This window comes from Verrucomicrobium sp. GAS474, assembly GCF_900105685.1.
Taxonomy (GTDB): Bacteria; Verrucomicrobiota; Verrucomicrobiia; order Methylacidiphilales; family GAS474; genus GAS474.
On sequence record NZ_LT629781.1, the window covers coordinates 3139877 to 3161666 of the forward strand.

The 21790-nt window shown below is 65.3% G+C and carries 21 protein-coding genes, 1 tRNA gene and 1 other RNA gene; 5 read left to right on the forward strand and 18 right to left on the reverse strand.

Translation table 11 applies throughout. The annotated features are described in order from the left end of the window. The first annotated feature begins 7 nt into the window (after positions 1-7). From BLU04_RS13185 to BLU04_RS13200, 4 genes are all read left to right on the forward strand, one after another. Positions 8-1303 (forward strand): extracellular solute-binding protein, encoded by a 1296-nt coding sequence (locus tag BLU04_RS13185; protein WP_093286947.1) that lies wholly within the window; start codon positions 8-10, stop codon positions 1301-1303. Between the two features lie 23 nt (positions 1304-1326). Then, positions 1327-2016 carry an endonuclease III gene (gene nth, locus BLU04_RS13190; RefSeq protein WP_093286950.1) on the forward strand — a complete coding sequence of 230 codons (690 nt, stop codon included), beginning with the start codon at positions 1327-1329 and terminating at the stop codon, positions 2014-2016. Positions 2017-2066: 50 nt separating this feature from the next. Beyond that, positions 2067-2434: a transfer-messenger RNA gene (ssrA, locus tag BLU04_RS13195) on the forward strand. A 53-nt stretch (positions 2435-2487) separates the two neighbouring features. After that, on the forward strand, positions 2488-3360 hold the full coding sequence (locus BLU04_RS13200; protein WP_093286952.1) for a DMT family transporter: 873 nt from the start codon (positions 2488-2490) through the stop codon (positions 3358-3360). A gap of 19 nt (positions 3361-3379) precedes the next feature. Here the strand turns inward: BLU04_RS13200 and BLU04_RS13205 are convergent, their stop codons facing one another. The 4 genes from BLU04_RS13205 to BLU04_RS13220 all read right to left on the reverse strand — a co-directional run bounded on the left by BLU04_RS13205 (position 3380) and on the right by BLU04_RS13220 (position 7776). Continuing rightward, a complete protein-coding gene (locus BLU04_RS13205; RefSeq protein WP_093286955.1) occupies positions 3380-4018 on the reverse strand; it encodes a hypothetical protein in 639 nt (212 codons plus the stop codon). A gap of 57 nt (positions 4019-4075) precedes the next feature. Beyond that, on the reverse strand, positions 4076-4450 hold the full coding sequence (locus BLU04_RS13210; RefSeq protein WP_093286958.1) for a hypothetical protein: 375 nt from the start codon (positions 4448-4450) through the stop codon (positions 4076-4078). Positions 4451-4594: 144 nt separating this feature from the next. Further along, complete coding sequence (locus BLU04_RS13215) at positions 4595-4981, reverse strand: hypothetical protein (protein ID WP_157895349.1); 387 nt, start codon at positions 4979-4981, stop codon at positions 4595-4597. A gap of 80 nt (positions 4982-5061) precedes the next feature. Continuing rightward, complete coding sequence (locus BLU04_RS13220) at positions 5062-7776, reverse strand: response regulator (RefSeq protein ID WP_093286963.1); 2715 nt, start codon at positions 7774-7776, stop codon at positions 5062-5064. Positions 7777-8107: 331 nt separating this feature from the next. Between BLU04_RS13220 and BLU04_RS13225 the strand changes: the two genes are divergently transcribed. Continuing rightward, the gene (locus BLU04_RS13225; RefSeq protein WP_093286965.1) at positions 8108-9436 is read left to right on the forward strand and encodes an MFS transporter; all 1329 of its coding nucleotides are present in this window, start codon (positions 8108-8110) and stop codon (positions 9434-9436) included. Between the two features lie 201 nt (positions 9437-9637). Here BLU04_RS13225 and BLU04_RS13230 read toward each other — a convergent pair. The 14 genes from BLU04_RS13230 to BLU04_RS13295 all read right to left on the reverse strand — a co-directional run bounded on the left by BLU04_RS13230 (position 9638) and on the right by BLU04_RS13295 (position 21789). Beyond that, positions 9638-9724, reverse strand: a tRNA-Ser gene (locus BLU04_RS13230). 91 nt (positions 9725-9815) lie between these two features. Continuing rightward, a complete protein-coding gene (locus BLU04_RS13235; protein ID WP_093286968.1) occupies positions 9816-10925 on the reverse strand; it encodes a Xaa-Pro peptidase family protein in 1110 nt (369 codons plus the stop codon). A gap of 71 nt (positions 10926-10996) precedes the next feature. Continuing rightward, positions 10997-12292 (reverse strand): NAD(P)/FAD-dependent oxidoreductase, encoded by a 1296-nt coding sequence (locus tag BLU04_RS13240; protein ID WP_093286970.1) that lies wholly within the window; start codon positions 12290-12292, stop codon positions 10997-10999. 111 nt (positions 12293-12403) lie between these two features. After that, complete coding sequence (gene obgE / locus BLU04_RS13245) at positions 12404-13510, reverse strand: GTPase ObgE (RefSeq protein ID WP_093286972.1); 1107 nt, start codon at positions 13508-13510, stop codon at positions 12404-12406. 94 nt (positions 13511-13604) lie between these two features. Beyond that, positions 13605-13856 carry a 50S ribosomal protein L27 gene (gene rpmA, locus BLU04_RS13250; protein ID WP_093286975.1) on the reverse strand — a complete coding sequence of 84 codons (252 nt, stop codon included), beginning with the start codon at positions 13854-13856 and terminating at the stop codon, positions 13605-13607. A gap of 34 nt (positions 13857-13890) precedes the next feature. Next, positions 13891-14202, reverse strand: coding sequence for a 50S ribosomal protein L21 (rplU, locus tag BLU04_RS13255; protein WP_093286978.1), 312 nt, complete (start codon positions 14200-14202; stop codon positions 13891-13893). Between the two features lie 120 nt (positions 14203-14322). Next, positions 14323-14697: a hypothetical protein gene (locus BLU04_RS13260; RefSeq protein WP_093286980.1), complete on the reverse strand. Its 375-nt coding sequence runs from the start codon at positions 14695-14697 to the stop codon at positions 14323-14325. A 64-nt stretch (positions 14698-14761) separates the two neighbouring features. Further along, positions 14762-16066, reverse strand: coding sequence for an ATP-dependent Clp protease ATP-binding subunit ClpX (gene clpX, locus BLU04_RS13265; protein WP_173862572.1), 1305 nt, complete (start codon positions 16064-16066; stop codon positions 14762-14764). 18 nt (positions 16067-16084) lie between these two features. Beyond that, positions 16085-16756 (reverse strand): ATP-dependent Clp endopeptidase proteolytic subunit ClpP, encoded by a 672-nt coding sequence (gene clpP, locus BLU04_RS13270; protein WP_093286983.1) that lies wholly within the window; start codon positions 16754-16756, stop codon positions 16085-16087. Positions 16757-16764: 8 nt separating this feature from the next. Then, positions 16765-18063: a trigger factor gene (gene tig, locus BLU04_RS13275; protein ID WP_093286985.1), complete on the reverse strand. Its 1299-nt coding sequence runs from the start codon at positions 18061-18063 to the stop codon at positions 16765-16767. A gap of 125 nt (positions 18064-18188) precedes the next feature. Beyond that, on the reverse strand, positions 18189-18794 hold the full coding sequence (locus BLU04_RS13280) for a hypothetical protein (RefSeq protein WP_093286987.1): 606 nt from the start codon (positions 18792-18794) through the stop codon (positions 18189-18191). Further along, positions 18787-19410 carry a hypothetical protein gene (locus BLU04_RS13285; protein ID WP_093286989.1) on the reverse strand — a complete coding sequence of 208 codons (624 nt, stop codon included), beginning with the start codon at positions 19408-19410 and terminating at the stop codon, positions 18787-18789. The genes BLU04_RS13280 and BLU04_RS13285 overlap by 8 nt, the downstream gene beginning before the upstream one ends. Beyond that, positions 19388-20470: a hypothetical protein gene (locus BLU04_RS13290; protein WP_093286992.1), complete on the reverse strand. Its 1083-nt coding sequence runs from the start codon at positions 20468-20470 to the stop codon at positions 19388-19390. The genes BLU04_RS13285 and BLU04_RS13290 overlap by 23 nt, the downstream gene beginning before the upstream one ends. After that, positions 20467-21789, reverse strand: a complete 1323-nt coding sequence (locus BLU04_RS13295; RefSeq protein WP_093286995.1) for a hypothetical protein — start codon at positions 21787-21789, stop codon at positions 20467-20469. The genes BLU04_RS13290 and BLU04_RS13295 overlap by 4 nt, the downstream gene beginning before the upstream one ends. Position 21790: the final 1 nt, after the last annotated feature.

A 21790-nucleotide genomic window follows, 5' to 3' on the forward strand; every position in this document is an offset into this window, starting at 1 on the left:
CCGACGCGTGTTCCTCATCTTCGTCATCGCCGCGACCGCGATCACCCTCACCCTCTACTTCGGGATGCAGGAGGAAACGCGGATCGTCCTGCCGAAAAAGGGAACCCCCGTCAGCAGCGATGGGACCGTCAAGAAAACCGCCTCCCTCATCCTCTGGGCCGTGGCGGGGAATGCCGACGCCGACAAGATCCGCAACCGCATCCCCGGTTGGGAAACCGCCCTCAACGCGAAGATCAGCCTCCGCCTCTTCGCTTCGCGGACCGACTTTGAATCGGCCCGCATCATCACCGCCCGGAACCGGGAAGCCCCCGACGTCTTCCCCGTCTCCGCCGCCGATGCGGAGAGCCTCGACAAGAGCGGCGCCCTCCAGCGCCTCCCCCTGGCCTCGATCGACGCCTCCCAGTGGGTCCCCCAGACCCTCGCCCCCTTCCAGCGCGGGGACAACGCCCTCCTCGCCTACCCCGCCCAATACTCCCTCACCCTCCTTTACTACAACAAGGCCGAGTTCGACCGCGTCGGCATCGCCTACCCTGACGACCAGTGGAACTGGGATTCCCTCCTCGACGTCGCCAAGGCGCTCTACAAGCCCTCCGTCAGCGGCCGCCCCCCCCATTACGGCATCGAGGTCGTCCCCACCCTCGGCCTCTGGAACGCCTTCTCCCTCCAGCTCGGCGCTCCCGTCTACAACAACCGCCAGTGGAACCTCGGCAGCGCCGAGGGGGACAGCATCCAGAAGGAAGCCCTCCAGTTCCTCATCGATATCTATCAGAAGTACACCTTCGCCGCCCCCACCCCCCAGGGAGGCAAGCCCCTCTTCTTCCTCCGGGGCCAATCCGCCATGCTCATCGGCGGCAGCGAGCTGATGAAGGCGATCCGTTCCGCCCCCGACGTCAACTGGGGCGTCACCCTCCTGCCCGCCAAATACGCCATGGAGCCCGACCGCCTCCGCCGCGCCACCCCCATGCGCCTCCGCGGCTGGGCCGTCAACAGCCGAACGCTGGAAGAGCCTTCCCTCCAGGCCGCCCGCGGCCTCGCCGAGCGCCTCTCCGCGATCCCCCTCGACGGCTGGTCCCCCGCCCGCCTCTCCGGAACCAGCGACGACGACGGCGGCGCCTCCGCCTCCCCCATCGTCCTCCAGTCCCTCGACTACGCCGTCCCCCCCTACATCGGCGCCCAGGCCCCCCGCATCTACGAGATCGCCGACAGCCTCATGGGAACGTTCTCCTCCGCCTCGACCACGACGGGCAAATTCCTCGCGAAGATCCACACCCTCGTCGACGACATCAAGCCCGACGCGAAATAGGAACCACGGAGTCCCGACCGATCATGGCGACCTCCGCCCAAGCCCGCGTCCCGGAACTCGTCGCCCGGCTCCGCGCCGCCTATCCCGACGCCCACTGCGAGCTCGATTTCAAGACCCCCTTCCAGCTCCTCATCGCCACGATCCTCTCGGCGCAGTGCACCGACGTCCTCGTGAACCGCGTCACCCCGGGCCTTTTCGCCGCCTACCCCTCCCCCGCCGCCCTCGCCGCCGCCCCGGTCCCCGAAGTCGAGCAGGCCATCAAGCGGATCGGCCTCTACCGAAACAAGGCGAAAAACATCGTCCTCTGCGCCCAGGCCCTCGTCCGCGATCACGGCGGCGAGGTTCCCCGCACCATGGAAGAGTTGACCGCCCTCGCCGGGGTCGGAAGGAAGACCGCCAACGTCGTCCTCGGGAACGCCTTCGGCATCGAATCGGGCGTCGTCGTCGACACCCACGTCGCCCGCCTCTCCAACCGTCTCGCCCTCGTCCGGGGGGAACTCGATCCGGTGAAGATCGAAAAGGTCCTCCAGCGCCTGATCCCGCGCGCCGAATGGACCCTCTTCTCCCACCTCCTCATCTGGCACGGACGCCGCCGCTGCATGGCCCGGAACCCCGATTGCCCCCACTGCGAGGTCGCCGATCTCTGCCCCAAACGGGGCGTCCCCAAGGCCAAGGGCCCGGCCAAAGCACCGAAAAAAACCGGTGCAACGTGATTCCCGTGCGACTTTGACATCGTCCGCCTTCTCGCCTATCTTTCCTGTACGGGGGCGCATTTGGCATCGATTTCGATGTGCGGCTGCCCGCGGCAAGTCGAGGGCTGTGAATTGGTTGGCCTCGTAAAAAAACCAGTTCAAAAAAATAAAAGCCAACGAAGAATTGGCCCTCGCTGCTTAATTAAAAAATAAGCACGACGTCGTTGCTCCGACTCCGGCTGGGAGACAACGGCGCTATTAGCCGGGCGGGTGTGCAAGGTGAGTGACCGACCTTGCATGTCGGCATCAACGTGGTGACTGGGATGGTGGGGCCTGCGATCCGGCAACTCACCGTTCGAGAACAAATGGATCGCTAAACTTGTAGAAGCGGCTGGCTAATCGCCGAAAGACGGGGGTTCGAATCCCCCCGCCTCCACCATCCCGGCCCTTCCTCCCGACCACGGGGGAAGGGCCGGGACCTTTTTTTATCCGATGCCCTCGCTGCCCAGGACCCTCCTCCTGACCTCCCTCTCCCTCCTCGCCTTCGCGGGCAACTCCCTCCTCTCCCGCCTCGCCCTGAAGGAAACGGGAATCGATCCCGGCAGCTTCATCGTGATCCGCCTCGCCACCGCCACGCTCACCCTCCTGGCCCTCGTCCTCGTGCGAAAAAGGGGGGACCACCCTCGTCTCGGCGGCAGTTGGCTCTCCGCCTTCGCCCTTCTCCTCTACGCCGTTCCCTTCACCTTCTCCTATGTGCTCCTCTCGGCCGGAACGGGGGCCCTCCTTTCCTTCGGCGCGGTCCAGCTCACCATGCTCATCGCCGGCTGGCGCCGGGGGGAAATCTTCAACGGCTGGCAGGGCCTCGGCCTCCTCCTGGCGCTGGGCGGCATCCTGGTACTCCTGCTCCCGGGAGCAACCGCCCCGCCGCTCTTCGAGGCCCTCTTGATGATCGTGGCCGGGGTCGGCTGGGGATTCTATTCCCTGCGCGGCCAGGGCCGGGGCGATCCCCTCGCCGAGAACGCGGGTAATTTCCTCCGGGCCACCTCCCTCGTCGTCCTCGCCACCCTGGGCTGCCTTCCCTTTTTTCACGGCCTCCATTGGGTCTCGGCGGGGATCGTCTACGCCGTCTGCTCCGGCGTCGTCACCTCGGCCTTCGGGTACATCATTTGGTACGCCGCCCTTCGGGGCCTCAGCGCGACCTCGGCAGCCACCGTTCAATTGAGCGTCCCCGTCCTCACCGCCCTGATCAGCCTCCCCCTCCTGGGAGAGGCCCCGACCCTTCGTCTCGTCCTGGTTTCCCTCGCCGTGTTGGCCGGGATTGCCCTCACCTTGTTGAAACGGGAGGCGTCACCCGCCCGTCCTTGAGATCCGAGGCTAAAGCACCTTATTTGCCGAAGGTATCGACCTTGAACTGGAGGTTATCGACCTTCGCCTGAAGCTCGTTGATCCGACGGGAAGAAAACTCGTCCGGCATGCTGCCGCCGCTGCGGAAGCCCTGCTGCCGCTGCTGTTCCTCCCAGTTGGAGCGCCCCTTCTGCGCTTCCTGAAGTGCGGCCTGAACCGAGGCCAGTTCCTTTTTGAGATCGTCGAGAGTCGGCCCTTTCGGGACGGCGGTATCGACCGGAGTCGATTCGGCCTTCGGAGCCGCGGCGGGAACGACGAAGGGAGTCGCGGCGGCGGTCGACTTGCCGGAAGCCGAATCGGCCAGCTTCTCGGCCAGCTCCTCGTTCTTGCGCTTCTCCTCGGCCAATTGCCTTTTCAACGCTTCATTTTCCCGCCGCACGCCGCTCGCCGCCGCATCGGACGATTCGGCCATCTTTTCCTGCGCCTGCTCAATGCCGCCTTTGGCCCGCTCCTCGGCGGCCTTCGCCGCCTCGCGGGCCTCCTTCACCTCCCCCTGGAGGGCATCGGCACGGCTCGCCGCCCGCTCCCGCTCCGGCAGGAGCATTTCCTGGAAGATCGCCCCCGCGCCGAGGGCCGCGCCGATGACGCAAAAGACGAAAGCGATACCGAGTGAACGCATGATGCAATAGGCCCTGGAGAGAGCTCGTCTAAAGGTTTGTCCCCCCCTCGCCCCGTTTTAGTGGGGATCCCGATTCAACTTATCCCACAAATTCGATTCGCCGACCAGACTTCCGAGATCGGCCGCCGTGTATTGGCTCGAAAGCAGATCCTGCTTCAACCGATCCTGCGCCTCGACGTAGAACGCCTCGATGTCGTTCCGGTTGCTGTCGTTCGCCGGGGCATTCCGCACCTTGGGCCAAAGATCCTCCGCCAGCCGGAACGCCGCATAATCGGCCCCGACCCGGAAGAGCCCCGAGTGGCGGGAAAACGCCCCCTCGGCATCGAGGGCCCGAAAACTCTGGAGCGGCTGCACCGCGGAGAGCTTCCCTCCCATGAAATCGATCCCGGCGCGGATTTCTTTTTCCTTCGTCCCCTCCGTGAGATGGGACATAAAAAAGACCCCGCCTAAAACCAATAAAACGACCCCCAATGCAGCCCAAAGCGTCCCCTTTTCATTCATGTGGCGCGGAGACTAACACATCAGCCGTTGACGATCAACGCCCGGCCTACATGGAATACCCCAACCAGGAAAACGCTAGGAAGCCGACGCTTCCGATTCGGGCGGCTGCGTGGAGTGAGGCGGCTCCGACGGCTGGGGCGATTGGGGGGGCAGCCCTTCGGCAGCCTGGGTCGCGAACTTCAATGCCGACTTCAAATGGAAGCGGGTGCGGGTCGTGAACTCCCGCTCGACGGCGCGGCGGAGAAGGACGTCGCCGAAGAGCCGCGTGAGGAGATCCCGGCCCCTCGGGGTCAACGCCGTGAAGTTCAGGTCGTTGCCTTCGGCCCAGGTGCCGGTGAAGATTTCCTTCTGGAGCCCGAACTCCATCGCGGCCCGGTCCTGATGCCGGATCCTGAAAATACCGGCCTCGGCGGTCAAAAGATTCAACGGGGCAACGGCGGCAAGGAAGGTTTCAAGATTCATCGAAGGAGCGGGTGGAGGGTCCAGCGTAGGGCCAAACGCCCATTAGACAAGGAGACAAGACCCCCTTCCACTCTTCGGTCTCAATGCCCCTTCTGCCGCGCCTGATAGCTCCGTTCCAGGATGAGGGTCAGGTCCTTTCCGTGAAAGGGCTTGCCGATATAATCGTCCATTCCGGCCTCGGCACATTCCCGCACCTCGTTCGCCATCGCATTCGCCGTCATCGCCACGATGCGGAGTCCCGCGGCATAGGGAGCCTGGCGCAATTGGCGGGTTGCCGCCAGGCCGTCGAGGCCGGGCATCTGGACATCCATCAGGACCAGGTCGTAAGGCTGTCCCTCTCCCTGCCTCCGTTCCACGGCCTCCAGCACCGCCGCCCCATTGGGAACCACGTCGGGCTGATATCCCAACCCCCGCAACAGGCCGCAGGCGACGCGCTGGTTCACGAGGTTGTCCTCGGCCACCAGGATGCGGAGGGGCGAGCGGAGGGCCGTCGAGGAATCAAGGGAGGAGGCCGCGCTCTTCTGCGGCTTCGTCTCGGAACCCTGAGATCCGCTTGCCAACACCTCGACCAGCGCCCGATAAAGCGCCTCCTGCCGCAGCGGCTTCCAGAGGCGTCTTTTCACTGAGGGAAGGCCCGGCTCCGCCGATCCCGTCGGTGCCGCCGAACTGAGGATCAGGATCGGCAGGTCGGGAGCGAGTTTCCCCATCTCGCCGGCCAGCTCGTCCCCATTCATCCCCGGCATGTGATAATCGATGAGGGCGACGTCGAACGCCCCCTCGCGCCGCAGGCGTTCCAGCGCCTCCGCCGAGGTGCCATACTTCTCCGGCACCATCCCCCAGCTCCGTGTCTGCTGGACCAGAATCGCCCGGTTCGCCTCGCTGTCGTCGACGATCAGCACCTTCCGCAGGCGGAGCTTCCCCTGCTCCGGGATCGGCTCCGGCAGTTCCTCCCTGCTGAGGGGGAAGGTTAGCGTGAACGAGAAGACCGAGCCCACTCCTGGCGCGCTCTCGACCGAGATCACGCCCCCCATCTTGCCGACGATCCTCTGGCTGATCGCCAGGCCCAGGCCGGTCCCGCCATAGTGCCGATGCGTCGAGGTGTCGACCTGCGTGAAGGCCGAAAACAGACCGGCGATCTTTTCGCGCGGGATGCCGATGCCGGTGTCCCGGATCGAGAAATGGATCGTCGCAAAGCCGGGGAAACCCCCGACATTCGTCCCCGGGGGCGCATCGATCCCGCGCAGGGCGATCTCGACCTCCCCCTGCGCGGTGAACTTCACCGCATTCCCCGCCAGGTTGAGGAGCACCTGCCGGAGCCGGAGATCGTCCCCCACCAGGGCCAGAGGCATCCCCGGATCGATCCGGCAGAGCAGGTCGATCTTCCGCTCCGCCGCAATGGGGGCGAGGCTTTCCAGGGTCCGCTCCACGCAGTCCCGCAGGTTGAAGGAATGGAGATCGAGCTGGAACTGGCCCGCCTCGATCTTGGAAAAATCGAGGATGTCGTTGATGATCGAGAGAAGCGCGTCGCCGCTCCGCCCGATGATCTCGACCTGCTGCCGCTGGTCGGAAGTCAGCTCGGTCTCGCGCAGCAGTTCGGCCATGCCGATCACGCCGTTCATCGGCGTCCGGATCTCGTGGCTCATGTTGGCCAGGAACTCCGACTTCACCCGCGCCCCCTCTTCCGCCGCATCCCGCGCCGCCGACAAGGCCATCATCTTCCGTCCCCGCCGGGCATCGCTGTAGAGCAGCCAGCCCATTCCCCCCATCGCCATCAGGATCAGCAGGCTCAGCAACATCTGATCCTGCAGCGCGGCGAAGACCTTCCCCTGCCAGGCTTCCGTCTGGCGCGAGGAATCTTGCTCGATCTCGTCGGAAAGCGAATCCATCAGCCGGTCGAGTTCCCGCAACTCCCCTTCCCCGAGCAACTCGGGAGAGACCGACATCGCCGTGCCGGACAGGCTCTTCCTCACCCGTTCCGCGTCGAGGGAAACCCCCTCCCTCCACCGCCGGAGAGCCGCCTCGACCTCACCCACATCGTTCGGTTCCCCGCCGGCGGGACGGAGCCGCGCCAGCGATCCTCCCATTTCCCCCTCCATCTGCCTCAACTGCTCGAGAAAGGAGCCATTCCCGGTCAGCAGATAACCGCGGTAATCGCTGTTCGCCTCGAAGACCTCGGAGGAAAGCCGGGCCAGCGCATGGGCGCGCCGCTGCAACGCCAGGAGATCGATGCCCGAGGTCGAACCCGAATCGAACTCCTCCCTCCGATGCTGCTGCTTCCGCTCGAACTGGGCCGCGAGGCGATCCATGGCCGCGTCGAGAGCCCGCGTCTCGCCCTCCAATACCGACGCCTCCACCGGCAGGCGGCCGCGATGGGCTGATTCCTGCATGCGGGCGATATTCTGCGAGATCGCCTCCTGCCAACGGCGATAGCTCTCCACCAGGAGCCGCTCGGAATCGGAACCGTCCCTCTGCGAATGAAGCCGCGCCAACGACGCTTCCATCTCCTCCCTCATCTGCACGACTTGGTCGAGGTAAGAGGACTCGCCCGTCAGAAGGTACCCGCGATAGTCACTGTTTTCCTCGAAAACCCCCGAGGAGAGCCGAGCCAGGGCATGCGCCCGGTTCCGCGTCTCGACGACCTCCTTCCCCGTCCCGACCAAACCGCGAAAGCTATGGAGGGAAAGAAAGATCGCAACCCCGAACAGAGCCAACATGAACGCGGCAGAAACGAAGCGAAGCGGTGTACCCGCAAAAAAGCGTGAAAGACGGGGGGACGCCACAGCGTTCATGGCCATAACTTTTTCAGCACCAAGCGAAAGGAACTTAAAGGCCCCCCTTCCTCCTCCCGCTTGGAGGACAATAATAGCATTTGAACGAGCCGTGCGCGAATTATTTTGCGCGGACCGGGAGAGACATCGCAGGGACAAGATACGTTCAATATTTTTCCACACGACGTCGGGAACCCAAGCGGAGCGCGCTCTACGGATGAAAGGGATGGCAAGATGCCGGACTCCGGCTTACCCTGCGGAAACGCTCCCCCGCCATGAAGCCTCCCCTCCCCTTGCCGATTGATGGCGACGCCGTCGAGGGGCTCACGGCGATTCACGCCGGGATTGCCGAGGCCGCATGACGGCCCTCACTGACGCCGACCGGAATTGGCGGCGCTTCGTCTTTTTCCGGGTTCTGTTCAACTCCCGGTTCTACTATCCCGTCCTCGCGGTCTTGTTCCTCGACCTGGGCCTGAGCGGCACCGAATATACCCTGCTGAATTTCGCGTGGGCCCTGGCGATCGTCTTCACCGACCTCCCCGCCGGGGTGCTGGCCGACCGGATCGGGAGAAAGCCGCTGATCGTCACGGCGGCCGTCCTCATGGTCGCCGAGATGGTTCTCCTCAGCGTGGCCCCCCGCAACGGAGGCTGGATACTCGTCCTCTGCTGCCTGGCGAACCGTCTGCTCAGCGGCATTGCCGAGGGCATGGCCAGCGGTGCCGACGAGGCGCTGGTTTTCGACTCCCTGGCGGAGCGGAACCGTTCCGACGAGTGGCCCCAGGTGTTGAATCAGGTGATGCGTTGGCAGAGCGTCGGGATGATGATCGCCATGCTGGTCGGCGGTGCCGTCTACGACCCCGCCTTTCTCTCGGGCCTGCTGGCGGCGGTCGGGATTCACGTTCATTTGGACCAGGCCACGACGCTGCGCTTCCCGGTGTACCTGAATCTGGCGACGGCCCTCCTCGCCCTCTGGACCGTTCTCGGCCTTCGGGAACCGTCGGTCCACGTCCGCCGCGTCGCCCCTGAAGCCGGAGATCGGGGAAACGCCGAGGCGACGGCCTGGAACATCGCGGCGAGGGCCGGCGGCTGGATCGCCAAGACGCCCGTGGCGCTCTTCGTCATCGTGGCGGGGGTGATCCTTGATTCGGTCGTCCGGCTCTTCCTCACCTTCTCCAGTTCCTATTACCGGCTGATTCATCTCCCGGAGGCCCTCTTCGGCATCGTGGGAGCGTCGTTGGGCGGCCTGGGCCTCGTGGTGAGCCCCCTCGCCAGGAGGCTCGTCGGCAGCGGCTCGGTGGCCCGCAATTACCTCCACGTGACGGCGGTGGTTGTCGCCGGATTGATCGGGGTGGCCTATCGCTGGAACCATTGGGGGGTCCTTTTCCTCTTCCCCCTCGGGGCCGCCATGATGACGCTCGGCTACATGGTTTCCTACTATCTCAATGCCTTGGTCGATTCGTCCCACCGGGCGACGGTCCTCTCGTTCAAGGGGGTGGCGTTCAACCTCGGCTACGGATTCATCAGCCTTGCCTTCGCGGTGGTGCTCCGGTCGGTCCGCAATGGGGGCGATGCCCAGGCTGCCGTGGGAGAGGCGTTGGTTTTCCTCCCTGCGTGGGTCGCGTTTGGCGGAGGGCTCTGTGCGGTGCTGTTTTGGCGGAAACGGCGGGAGTTGGGGCGGGTGGTGTAGGGGACTGCCTGCGCGATGGGGCACCTCTCGTAAAGGGAAGCTAACTGGCAGGGAAGGGTGGACTAAGCGAGGGGATACGCTTCGCGCCGTTTTCAATTAGACAGGGAGGGATTGGGGCCCCGTCTCCCGGTCCCCCATCCGATAATCGCCTCCGGCTTTAGGGAGACCCTGTCCTTGCGGACAAAGTTTCTTTGTCCGCTGCGGACAGGGAGGGATTCGAACCCTCGAACGTTTTAAGGCGTTACACGCTTTCCAGGCGAGCCCAATCAACCACTCTGGCACCTGTCCTTCTTGCGAACGCTAGCCTTCTAGCGGGATGACGAGTAAAGCAAGATTGACGGAGGGGGGCAAATCCCCTTTTCGTCTTTTTCGACTTTTTTCAGAGCCGCAACCGCTCCTCGACCCGGGTCAGGTTCCTGACTCCTTTCTTCGTCACGACGACGAGGTCTTCGAGCCGGACCCCGCCGAGGCCGGGAATATAGAGCCCGGGTTCGACGGTCATCATGTGGCCTTCCTTGAATTTGCCCGCGCCGAAGCGGGGGGGCTCGTGGATTTCGAGGCCGAGGCTGTGACCGGTGCCGTGGAAGAAGCCGGTCCAGCGGCCGTTCTTCCGCTCGGTGGGGTAACCGGCGGCGGCGAAGCGGGCGGTCAATTCCTTGTGGAGCGGACCGCCGTCGACGCCGGGGGCCATCTTCTTCATGACCCACTTCTTGCCGGCCTCGACAGTGGCGTAGAGGTGTTCGAGGGCGGGCGAGGGCGTTCCCTTCACGACGGTGCGGGTGAGGTCGCCGAAGTAGCCGGTCCGTTGGTCGCGGGGGAAGATATCGAGGATGATCGCCTCGTCGGCCCGCAGGGGGCCATGGCCGCGCTCGTGGGGGTCGCAGGCCTGATCGCCCCCGGCGACGATGGTCCCGGCGGGGAGGCCGCCTTCGCGAATGATGGCGGCGTCGATCTCGCCCCGGAGCCGTTCCGAGGTCAGCGGCTTCCCGCCCCAGCGCAGGGCGCGTCGGGGGCCGACGTCGCTCGCGCGGAGCACCTCGAAGGCCCGGGTCATCCCGATCTCGGCGAGGCGGAGGGCATGGGTGATCTTGGCGACTTCGTCCTCGGCCTTGATTTCCCGCTCGGGGAAGAAGAGGCCGTTCTTGGAGACGGCACGGACGGCGATCCGTTTTTTCTTCAGCTCTTGGGCGAGGCCGAGGGGGAAGCTCTCCGGGACCTCGACGGAGGTGAAGCGGTATTGCTTCGCGAGGACGGCGACGAGGTCGGCGGCGGTACGTTTCCCCGCCGGGGCGAGGTCTTCGGTGCAGAGGACGAGGTCGGCGCAACCGTTTTTGCGCGCCCGGTCGACCTCCAGGGGGCTGAGGACGGCGATGGTCTTCCGTCCGACTTTCAGCCAGAGGAAGGGATCGGGGACCGAAAGCCGGGTGGCGTAGAGGAGGTCGGCATCGTGGTCGCTGGCGGCGTAGATGAGGCGGGCGGCTGGGGGCATCCTCCGAGCATAAAAAAACGGCGCCACGAAGCAATCGTGCCGCCGCTTTTTTGATCAGGGGATCAACCCGATCAGGTCACCTTCGGACGACCCTGCACCGAGGCGCTGTAGTTGTCGGTGATGATGCGGGCGCCGTGCTTGTAGCGGATGTAGCTGTAACCCCACTGGAGCAGGACGGCGAGCCGGTTCCGGAAGCCGACGAGGTAGATGAGGTGGACGAAGAGCCAGGTGACCCAGGCGAAGAAGCCGTGGAACTTGACATTGCCGATCATGACGACGGCCTTGGAGCGGCCGATGGTCGCCATCGTTCCCTTGTCGAAGTACTTGAACTCGGGGCGGCTGGCGGCGTCGACCTTGCCCGAGGCGAGCTCGGCGTTGATGACCTTGGCCGCATGGGCCCCCATCTGGATGGCACCGGGGGAGACGCCGGGGACCGGCTTGCCCTTGTTGCCCTTGGAGAAGGCGAGATCGCCGATGGCGAAGATCTCGGGATGTCCGGGGACGCTGAGATCGGGGCTGACTTCGATGCGGCCGCCGCGGTCGACGGGGACGCCGAGGGTGCGGGTGACGGGGCTGGCGGCGACACCGGCCGACCAGACGATGACGGCGGAGCGGATGATGGTGCCGTCGGCGAGCTCGACCTCGTTCTGGCGGATGGCCTTCACCATCGCGCCGACGCGGACGTCGACGCCAAGCTTCTCCAGTTCGCCCTTCGTGTGGGCGGAGAGGTCCTCGGGGAGGTGGCCCATGATGCGGGGGGCGGCCTCGATGAGGATGATGCGGGCGTCGCGGGTGTCGACGTGGTTGAAGTCCTGGGGGATGACCTTCTTCGCCAGCTCGGCGAAGGCGCCGGCCGTCTCGACGCCCGTGGGGCCGCCGCCGACGACGACGAAGGTGAGGAGTTCCTTGCGGAGCTCGGCGCTCGTCGTGTTCTCGGCCTCTTCGAGGGCGGAGAGGAGCTTCTGGCGGATCGAGAGGGCGTCGTCGATGGTCTTCAGGCCGGGGGCGAACTCGGACCACTGGTCGTTGCCGAAGTAGGAGGTCTTCCCGCCGGCGGCGAGGACGAGGTAGTCGTAGGAGAAGGTCCGCTCGCGGGCGATGACCTTCTTCTCGGCGACGTTGACGCTGCTGACTTCGTCGAGGTAGACGGTCGTGTTCGGCAGGTCGTGGAGGATGGCGCGGATCGGCTGCGCGATTTCCGACTCGGCCAGCCCGGCGGAAGCCACCTGGTACAGGAGGGGCTGGAAGAGGTGGTGATTGCGCCGATCGATGACGATCAGTTCGGCGTTTTCGGTATGGAGGTTCTTGGCGAATTCGAGGCCGCCGAAACCGGCTCCGATGACAACGATGCGTTTCTTTTGGGACATGACGTGGTTCCTGTGACTTTGATCAGGCAACCGCGCCTGCGCCTTCAGAGCCAGGCGCGTTTACCTTGAAATTGTGGGCTTAGATTCGTTGTTTTTCGCCCAGAGTCAACATCACTCCTTGTCGTCGGCAGAATTCTTCTGCTCGACGGCCTTGCGGAGGAGTTTTTTGAGCTCTTCGATCCCCTCCCCGCTGCCGCCCGCGGCCGGGATGACCTTGCGGCGGCTCCGCTTCTTGAAGGCGGCGAGGTTTTCCTCGGAGCCGGGAAGGTCCATCTTGTTCGCCAGGATGAGGGAGGGGCGGGTGGCCAGCTCGGCCCGGTAGAGCTTCAGTTCCTTGCGGAGGAGGGCGTAATCGTCGTAGGGGTCGCGCCCTTCGAGGCCCGACATGTCGATGACGAAGAGGAGGACGGCGCACCGCTCGACGTGCCGGAGGAATTCATGGCCGAGGCCGCGCCCCTCGCTCGCCCCTTCGATGAGGCCGGGAATATCGGCGACGGAGACTTTCCGGTAATCGGGATACTCGACGATGCCGATCATCGGCTCGAGCGTGGTGAAGGGATAGGCGCCGATCTTCGGCTGGGCCTTGGAAAGGGCGCCGAGGAGGGTCGACTTCCCGGCGTTCGGATAGCCGACGAGGCCGACGTCGGCGATCGACTTCAGCTCGAGGAGATATTGGCCGTTCTCGCCGGGCCAGCCCTCTTCGTAACGGCGGGGGGCCTGGTTGATCGACGACTTGAAATGGCGGTTGCCGCGCCCGCCGTCGCCGCCCTGGCAGAGGACGATGCGCTGCCCGGGCTCGACCAGGTCGGCGATGACTTCGAGCTCGGTCCCGATGTCGGGGATCGGGAGGAGCCGCTGCGAGGAGGGGACGAGGGGGGCGCCGAATTCGTCGAACTCGGGCTCGGGGGAATCGGGCGGAACTTCGAGGCGGCTGATGATCGTGCCGGGCGGGACTTTGAGGACGAGGTCGGGGGCGTTCCTGCCCGACATCTGCTTGTGCTGGCCGTTCTCCCCGTTCTTCGCGTACTGGTGGGGGACGTAGCCGATGTGGGCGAGGTTGTTCAGGTGGTGGTCGACCTCGAGGATGACGCTGCCGCCCTTTCCGCCGTCGCCGCCGTTGGGGCCGCCGTTGGGCTTGTGGAGTTCCCGCAGGAAGCTGACGCAGCCGCGGCCGCCTTTTCCGGCGCGGGCCATGATACGGATGCGATCGACAAACATAGGAATATCTCGGGAGGGGAGGCTAAAAATCTAAAAAAAAGCGGCGCATGGGGCTTGTGGCCCGCTGCGCCGCTTCGGAAAACAATGCGAAGGCTTAGGAAGCGGACGCGACGACGTGAACCAGCTTCTTCTTCGTGTCGAACGAGACCTTGCCGTCGATGAGGGCGAAGAGGGTGTGATCGCGGCCCATGCCGACGTTCTTGCCCGCGTTCACCGGGGTGCCGCGCTGGCGGAGGATGATCGCGCCGGCCGTGATCGACTGGTCGCCGAAGATCTTGACGCCGAGACGCTTGCTAACGCTATCGCGCCCGTTGCGCGTGCTGCCCTGACCTTTTTTATGTGCCATGAGAAGTTACTCCTGTTTTCTGGATCGAAATTGATTAGACCGTGATCGCGGTGACCTTGACGCGGCTCAGCTTCTGCCGATGGCCGACGGTGCGGTGATAGCCCTCGCGGCGACGATACTTGAAGGCGACAACCTTGTCGGCCTTCACTTCTTCGACGAGTTCGAGGGAAACGCTGGCCCCGGTGACAAGGGGGGTACCGATCTTGACGTCGGTGCCGTTGGCCACGAGGAGGACATCGTTGATGATGGCCTTGGAATCTTTACCTTCCAAGAGCTCGACATCAAGGATATCACCCACGGTGACCTTGTACTGCTTTCCGCCGGTGCGAATGACTGCGATAGACATATTCTGTGTCCTGATAAAATTAGGAAGGTTGAGGATGCCAAAAGGCCCCCGGAATGCAACAAATTTGTTTCGTCCCCTTAAAAAACCGCCCTCCCCTCAGAGAAGGGCGCGGGGGAGAAATTAAAACTCGATCGAGAAGAGGCTCAGGCCGCCCGTCGGCTTCTGCGCCGTATGGGTGACGGCCATGTTCGCCGGGCCGGTAGCGGAGGAGCTGAAGTAGCTCTTGCCGTAGCCCGCGTTCGCCGGAGCGAGCGGGGAAAGGAGGATCGGACCCTTCTTGTAAAGGTCGACGCCGAGGCCGCCGTAGGTGACGCCGGGCTGCTCGGCCTCCGTCTTGCCCTTGCGGAGGGAGGGACCGGCGGCGTTCTTCTTCGCGAGGGTGCCATTGCTGGTGCTGAAGCCGGGCGTGGTGTCGTCGGCGGCGTGGAGGGAGGAGATTCCCGCGCCCAGGGCGAGGAGACCGACGAGCAGGAGGGAGGAGGCCGACTTTTTCATGACATTTCTAAAATAAACCACTTTCCCGGTTTTGGAAAGAGGCAAGGTTAAGTCGCTCGGAATGCTAGGCCGCTTCCTTGTCCTGCTTCCGCCGGATGAGGGGCGGCTTCCGCCCTTCGACGGCGGCGCGGTTGATCGTCACCTCGGCGATGTCGTCGCGGGAGGGGAGATCGTACATGAGGTCGAGCATCCGCTTTTCGAGGAGGGTCCGCAGGGCGCGGGCCCCGGTTCCCTTCTTGATCGCCTCCTCGGCGAGGGCGCGGAGGGCGTCCTTCGTGAAGGTCAGGGCGACGTTCTCCATCCCCATGAGCTTCTCGTACTGCTTCGTCAGGGCGTTCTTCGGGTCGGTGAGCACCTGGACGAGCTCGTCCTCGCTCAGCTCGGCCAGGGGGGCGCAGACGGGGAGGCGGCCGATGAATTCGGGAATCAGGCCGTAGGAGATGAGGTCTTCGGGCTCGGTCTCGCGGAGGAGGCGGCTGGCGTTGAGCTCGTCGTGGGTGACGGGGCCGCCGACGCCGAAGCCGAGGCTCTTCCGCCCCATCCGCCGCTGGACGATCTGGGGCAGCCCGACGAAGGCGCCGCCGCAGATGAAGAGGATCTTCTCGGTGTTGATCTGGATGTATTCCTGCTGGGGATGCTTCCGGCCGCCCTGGGGGGGAACATTGCAGATGCTCCCCTCGAGGATTTTCAGCAGGGCCTGCTGGACGCCCTCGCCCGAGACGTCCCGGGTGATCGAGGCGCTGTCGCCGCGGCGGGCGATCTTGTCGATCTCGTCGATGTAGATGATGCCTCGCTCGGCCTTCTTCACGTCGTAATCGGCGGCCTGGAGGAGGCGGAGGACGATGGTCTCGACATCCTCGCCGACGTACCCGGCCTCGGTCAGGGTGGTGGCATCGGCGATGCAGAAGGGGACGTCGAGGAGCCGGGCCAGCGTCCGGGCGAGGAGGGTTTTTCCCGAACCGGTGGGGCCGATGAGGAGGATGTTGCTCTTGTCGATCTCGACCTCGTGGCCGGAGACGAAAGGAATCGCGTCGCCCCCCTTCCCTTCGGCGGGGGCCTTGGTTTCGGAGGCGAGGAGCCGCTTGTAATGGTTGTGGACGGCGACGGAGAGGACCTTCTTCGCGTAGTCCTGCCCGATGACGTGCTCGTCGAGGGCGCGGCGGATCTCGAGGGGCTTCGGGACGCGGAGGGTCGAGGCGATGCCGTCCTTCCCCTGCCCTTCCTCGCGCAGTTCCTTGTCGAGGATGTTCTTGCAGACGACGATGCAGCTGTCGCAGATGTAGACGCCGGGACCGGCGATCAGCTTGCGGACCTCCGCATGGCTGCGGCCGCAGAAGGAACACATGGTCAGGTTCGTGGGCCGGGCCATAGCGTTCGTCTTCCGGCGTTATTTATCGACCGACGGGGGGACGAGGTCTTTCTTCGTCTTCACGACCTCGTCGATGAGGCCGTAGGTCTTGGCGTCCTCGGCCGACATGAAGAAGTCCCGGTCGGTGTCCTTCTCGACCCGCTCGAAGGGCTGGCCGGTGTGGGCGGCCAGGATCTCGTTGAGGGTCTTCTTGGTCCGGAGGATTTCCTTGGCCTGGATGCTGATGTCGGAGGCCTGCCCCTGGGCGCCGCCGAGAGGCTGGTGGATCATGATGCGGGCGTGGGGGAGGCCGAAACGCTTCCCCTTCGTCCCCGCCGCGAGGAGCACCGCGCCCATGCTGGCCGCCTGGCCGATGCAGTAGGTGCAGACGTCGCAGCTCATGAACTGCATCGTGTCGTAGATCGCGAGGCCCGCGGTGACGTAGCCGCCGGGGGAGTGGATGTAGATGTGGATGTCCTTCTTCGGGTCCTGCATCTGGAGGAAGAGGAGCTGCGCGATGATGACGTTGGCCACGTTGTCGTCGATCGGCGTGCCGATGAAGACGATCCGGTCCTTCAGCAGGCGGGAGTAGATGTCGTACCCCTGCTCCCCGCGGCCCGTCTGCTCGACGACCATGGGGACGACGGCGCCGTGCGAGGCGCCCCGGCCGTTCAAAGGCTGCAGAATCTGCGGAATCAGCGGGAAGCTCATAAGTCCTATCAGGCTACCACGTTTGCCTGTCCCAGCAAGAAGTCGATCACGTTCTGGGAGAGGAGGCGGCGCTGGACTTCGGCGAAGCCGCCCTTGTCGGAGAGCTCCTTGACGAACTTCTCGACCGGCTTGCCCGACTGGTAGGCGAGGTAGGTGACGTAGTTGGCGACCTGGTCCTGGGTGACGGTAATCTTTTCCTCCTCGGCGATGCGGCGGAGGATGAACTGGAGCTTCACGGTCTCCTTCGCGCCCTTGGCGGCGTTGTCGAAGATTTCCTGCTTCTTCTCCTCCAGCACCTCGGCGGGGATGCCGCGGGACTGGTTCTCGGAGACGATGTCCTGGACGATGTCGCGGGTCTCGTCCTTCACGACCGACTCGGGGAGCTCGAAGTCGACCGCGGCGATGAGGGCCTCGCCGATTTCCTTGCGCTGCTCGGCCTTCACTTCGCGTTCCTTCTCGTTCTTGAGCTCGGTGCGGAGCTTCGTCTCGAACTCGGCGGCGGGGACGCCGACGAGCTGCTGGGAGAGGGCGTCGGTGATTTCGGGGAGCTCGCGGACCTTGATCCCCTTCACCTCGACCTCGTAGACGGCGCTCTTGCCCTTCAGGGCGTCGATGATCGCGTCGTCGGGGATGGTGACGGTGATGGTCTTCTTGTCATTGATGTTCAGGCCGATCAGGGCGTCGGTGAAGCCGGGGACGAAGAAATCGGAACGGACGAGGAGCCACTGGTCGACGCCGCCGGAGAGCTGGCGGGCCTGGGGGGCGATTTCCTCGATGGCCTTGCCGTCGACGGTGCCCTTGTAGTCGAGGACGGCGATGTCCTCGGCCTGGATGGGCCGGGCGGGAGCGTCGACGAACTTGCCGTACTGGGAGAGGAGCCGCTCCTTCGCCTTGGTCACGTCGTCCTCGGTGATCTCGGTCGAGCGGCCCTTGACGGTGAGGCCCTTGTAGTTCGGGAGGGCGAATTCGGGGGCGACGTCGATGAGGGTGGAGAAGCTCAGGGAGAGGCCGGGCTGGTAGCTGACCGACTCGACGTCGGGGTAGCTGACGACGTTGAGGTTCCGCTTCTCGAACGCTTCGCGGTAGGCCTTCGGGACGAGGGTCCGCTGGAGCTCGCTCTCGATCTCCTTCTGGTACTTCTTGAGGATGACGCCCTTCGGGGCCTTGCCGGGGCGGAAGCCGGGGATGCGGGCGTGCTTCGAGTAATCGGCGGCGACTTTGTCGAACTCCTCGTTGACGCGGTCGGCGGGAACTTCGATGCGGAGGCGCTTGCGGCACGCCGAGATTTCTTCAATGGTAACGTTCATAAGCAGTGGTTTAACAGTAAAATGGGGAGTGGGTTACTAAAGCGGCTCCCGGGGGCGGGGTCAAGCCCCGAGCGAACCCGAAGCGTGAGGATGGGGGCACGCTATGCCCCCCATTCCCTCCCTCTTTATTCGACCAGATCGTCGATCGAGTCGCTGATGCTGAGCTTGATCAGCACCCAGCCCTTGTCGTTCCCGGCCCGGTAATAGACGAAGCGCCACTTCAGCGGGTTGATCGCGAGGGAGCTGATGTAGGTCGTCGCGACCAGGTGGGCGCCGATGATGCGGGTGTCGTAGACCTCGTAATCGCTCACCTTGCCGTAGAGCGTGAGGGCCTGCTGGATCTTGTCGACGTAGTAATTGACGCTGTCTTCCTGGGCGGCGAGGCGGCTGCCCTGGAGGAGGAGACCGAAGCTCTTCTTCACGTCGCTCCGCATCAGCCCCTTGAAGAAGGTGTCGAGCGATGCGGCGATTTCGGGCGGGGGCGGGACGGGATTCGGCGGGCGGGTGGCGGAATAGGGGCTGCGGGGCTGGACGTTGACGTTCGAGGGGGCCGTCTGGGGGATCGCCGGCCCGAGGTCGGTCGACTTCATCGGCCCGGCCGAGGGGACCTGCAACTCGGTCTGCGGCGGCGCGGCCTGATTCTGTGCCTGGGCCTGAGCCTCGATTGCCATGCCGCCCAGGGCGAGCGCCAGCCAGCCCGCCGCCAGGAAACGAACGCCGCGCTTACTCATTGAGGAGAAGCCGAAGCCGCTCTTTTGCCTGAATCCGGAGAGGAGTGCCATGGGCAAAGGTGATAAGGGAGAAATCGAGACGGAGCAATTGTTTTAGCGAGGCACGGCTCGCCTTCTCGTTGAGGCAGTACTTTTTCGGCAGGAGGGCGAGGCCCGTTTCCTCCAGGTTGATGACGGCGTCGCCGAGGAAGAGGACTCCCCCGTCGTCGGGCGCATGAAAGGCCGTCTCCCCCGCCCCGCCTCCGGGAATCGGGATCGCGAGGAGGCCCCCGACCGCTTCCTCCCCGGCGAAGGGATGGTCGACGACGATACCGAGTTCCTCGACCGCGTCGGCATGGGCGTGGATGGGAATGCCGAAGCGGCGGCGGAAGCCTTCGGCGGCACGGGCATGGTTCCCGTTCGTCAACACGACAGCGAAGGTGGGGTGGCCGCCCAGCGCGGCTTCGAGTTCCTCCCCGTCGGCCTCGATCGGGTCGATGAAGAGCCAGCCCTTCTCCCCCAGCCACGCCTTCGCGCAGAGGACCGCCTTGCACGCCGGATCGTAGGCGCTCCAGAAGAGCAGGCGCGGGGTGACTTGCTCGACCGACTCCGCCCTAACTTCTTTGACCTTCTTCATCGATGATTTCCTTCACCATGCTCTCGATTTCCCCGGACGTTTCCAATCCCGAAAAACGGAGCGGCCCCCGGCCCGGCATTCCGATCTCCAGCAGGGAACCAGCCCCCGACGCCTTCGACCCTGCCTGGGCGAGCAGGCGGCGAGCGTAATCGGCCCGGATCGCCGCTGCCGTCGCTGCGGCGGCGAGGCCCGCCTCTCCCATCAGCCGCAGCCCGGCGTCGATCCGCAGCAGCAGGTCGGGGCGATTGGTCCACTCCTCGTCGGCATCGGGGCGGAGCCACGCGGAGAAACTCCGGTCGAAGGCGGGGAGATACCATTCGCCATCGCCCTCCAGGAAGAAGGAGAAATCGAAGAAGGCGAGGTCGAAGCCGAGCCGGGCCGGATTCAACCCCGCCCCGATCGAACGGATGTCGACCGGGCCGACCCCGGCGAGGGAGCCGACGTGATGGGCCGACTCGACGATCTCCCCCACGGCCCGCGCGCCTCCGGCGAGCAACTCCGCCTCGATGGCCGCCGGGGTCAGGAGGTAAAGGCGGGCCGGGGAGAACGCGAGCGGGTTCCGCAGGGGAACCGCGTCGGGCGGGACAGTGCGGGCGGCGATCTCCGCCTCGGTCGCCACTAGGACGATTCCCTCGGCCTCGATCAGGTACTTTTCCCGCGTCCAGGCGCGGAGGAGCGCCTCGGCCTGGTCGAGGACGCCGTCGTAGGAAGCCGTGGGCGAACCGAGGGAACCGTAGGAAAGCCGCTCCCGCAGCCATTCCCGCACAGAGAAGAGCCACTCCCGTTCCCCTTCCCTTCCCTGCGCCGATTGGAAGGGATGGAGCCGGAGCAGCGGCGCGACGGCGGGATCGAGGAGGATCTGGCGAAAGGGCGAGGAGGAGACCGCCGCCGAGAGCGGGACCGAGCCCTCCCCCCGGGCCGCGTCTCCCTCGGGAAAGGCGAGCGGACGGACCCGGCGGTAGTCGGAGGAGAGCATCCCCTCGGCCAGCTCCCCGCCGCCGAAGGGCGGTTGAAAGGGGGTGTCGGAGAAAAAGGCGGCGAGGGAGGAGGCCCGAGTCATAGATCGGCCCCCAGAATCCGACCGGCGTTGCGGTCCCGGAGTTGCTTGAGGGCTTTGAGGAAGTATTCCATCTCACGCAACGTCCGCCGCTCGGTGACCGAGACGAGGAGGCCGCTCGGCTTGCTCTCCGGTATCGCCTGTGTGGCACTTGGAAGCCGGACGGGGAGCCCGGCGCAAATCCCTTGCTCTTCCAACTCGGCGACGATCTCCTCGGCAGGGAGCGGCGTCTGGAAGACGAATTCGTTGAAGAAAGGGACCTTCGCCGGGAAGGCGGGGTGGAAACCGGTGATCTGCGAAAGGGCCGAGTGCAGGAAGCGGGCGTACTGGAGCCGGAGCCCGGCCAGCGTCGCCAGCCCTTCCCCGCCGAGTCCTTCGAGAAAGGCCGCCGCCTCGCCCGCCTGTCCCCCGGAGCGGGCGGGGAAGCCCCCACCAAGGTGGCGATCCATTTCGGAACGGTCGAGGTAGGCCTTCTGGTATTCCCCCGCCGCAACGAACCAGCCATCCCCCACCCCGCGCCGGGAGAGGCCGACGGAATGCAGGGAACCGCAACAGAAATTGGCCGCGACCTCGCCCGGTGTCCGCAGGAGGGCGAGGCTGAGGGGGTCGACCAGGGGGATGAAGAGGGCCCCCCGGTGGTGGACGATCTGGCCGATCTCGCTCATCGGCTCAAGGCAGCCGAGGGCGTTCGGCGAGGCGACGAGGACGGCGGCGATCCCGTTCGACGTCGACGCCGCCGTCGGCGGGGCGGAGAAATGGGCGAGGAGTTCCGAGGCCGAGACGACGCCGTCTTCCCAGCCGAGAGTGCGGCAGCGGAAGCCGAAGCGGTCAAGCTGCCGCCGGAGCGGCTTGTCGAAGGTGAGCGGGAGGGTCCCGGCGAGGAGGATTTCCCGGCACCCGGGCCGCGCCTCGGCGATGAGGTGGACGAGGGTCGAGGCGGCATCCCGGGCCGTCAGCACCGCGGGAAGGACGGCGGCCATCCCCGTCAACGCGGCGAGGTGGCGGGCCAGCCGTTCCCCCCAGGCGTCGGGATTCCGGCGGGCGGCGAGGGAGGCCGTCTCCATCGCCCCGGCGAGGGAAGAGGGAACGAAGCAGGAGCCGAATCCGGCCCCGAGGAACGAGATCTGCCCCTCAACCGGGGAGACCGCCGCCCCGTATTGGGAAAGGCGGCGGCGGTAGGTCTGCTCCGGGATCGGGAGTCCCCTCCCCTCCTTCGGGGAGGGATCGGGAAGCGGCAACCCCCGCGCCGCGAAAATCTCCGCCGCATCGGAACGCCCGGCCTTCGCCAGGATTTCCGCGTCGATGCGGCGGAGGTGGTTCATA

Coding starts and splice junctions, on each gene's coding strand:
- clpX (WP_173862572.1), bottom strand. CDS start 16,066: ATGGCCCGGCCCACGAACCTGACCATGTGTTCCTTCTGCGGCCGCAGC.
- clpP (WP_093286983.1), bottom strand. CDS start 16,756: ATGAGCTTCCCGCTGATTCCGCAGATTCTGCAGCCTTTGAACGGCCGG.
- rpmA (WP_093286975.1), bottom strand. CDS start 13,856: ATGGCACATAAAAAAGGTCAGGGCAGCACGCGCAACGGGCGCGATAGC.
- rplU (WP_093286978.1), bottom strand. CDS start 14,202: ATGTCTATCGCAGTCATTCGCACCGGCGGAAAGCAGTACAAGGTCACC.
- BLU04_RS13295 (WP_093286995.1), bottom strand. CDS start 21,789: ATGAACCACCTCCGCCGCATCGACGCGGAAATCCTGGCGAAGGCCGGG.
- BLU04_RS13215 (WP_157895349.1), bottom strand. CDS start 4,981: ATGAATCTTGAAACCTTCCTTGCCGCCGTTGCCCCGTTGAATCTTTTG.
- BLU04_RS13220 (WP_093286963.1), bottom strand. CDS start 7,776: ATGGCCATGAACGCTGTGGCGTCCCCCCGTCTTTCACGCTTTTTTGCG.
- BLU04_RS13260 (WP_093286980.1), bottom strand. CDS start 14,697: ATGAAAAAGTCGGCCTCCTCCCTCCTGCTCGTCGGTCTCCTCGCCCTG.
- BLU04_RS13210 (WP_093286958.1), bottom strand. CDS start 4,450: ATGTCCCATCTCACGGAGGGGACGAAGGAAAAAGAAATCCGCGCCGGG.
- BLU04_RS13290 (WP_093286992.1), bottom strand. CDS start 20,470: ATGACTCGGGCCTCCTCCCTCGCCGCCTTTTTCTCCGACACCCCCTTT.
- tig (WP_093286985.1), bottom strand. CDS start 18,063: ATGAACGTTACCATTGAAGAAATCTCGGCGTGCCGCAAGCGCCTCCGC.
- BLU04_RS13200 (WP_093286952.1), top strand. CDS start 2,488: ATGCCCTCGCTGCCCAGGACCCTCCTCCTGACCTCCCTCTCCCTCCTC.
- obgE (WP_093286972.1), bottom strand. CDS start 13,510: ATGTTTGTCGATCGCATCCGTATCATGGCCCGCGCCGGAAAAGGCGGC.
- BLU04_RS13285 (WP_093286989.1), bottom strand. CDS start 19,410: ATGAAGAAGGTCAAAGAAGTTAGGGCGGAGTCGGTCGAGCAAGTCACC.
- BLU04_RS13240 (WP_093286970.1), bottom strand. CDS start 12,292: ATGTCCCAAAAGAAACGCATCGTTGTCATCGGAGCCGGTTTCGGCGGC.
- nth (WP_093286950.1), top strand. CDS start 1,327: ATGGCGACCTCCGCCCAAGCCCGCGTCCCGGAACTCGTCGCCCGGCTC.
- BLU04_RS13205 (WP_093286955.1), bottom strand. CDS start 4,018: ATGCGTTCACTCGGTATCGCTTTCGTCTTTTGCGTCATCGGCGCGGCC.
- BLU04_RS13225 (WP_093286965.1), top strand. CDS start 8,108: ATGACGGCCCTCACTGACGCCGACCGGAATTGGCGGCGCTTCGTCTTT.
- BLU04_RS13280 (WP_093286987.1), bottom strand. CDS start 18,794: ATGAGTAAGCGCGGCGTTCGTTTCCTGGCGGCGGGCTGGCTGGCGCTC.
- BLU04_RS13235 (WP_093286968.1), bottom strand. CDS start 10,925: ATGCCCCCAGCCGCCCGCCTCATCTACGCCGCCAGCGACCACGATGCC.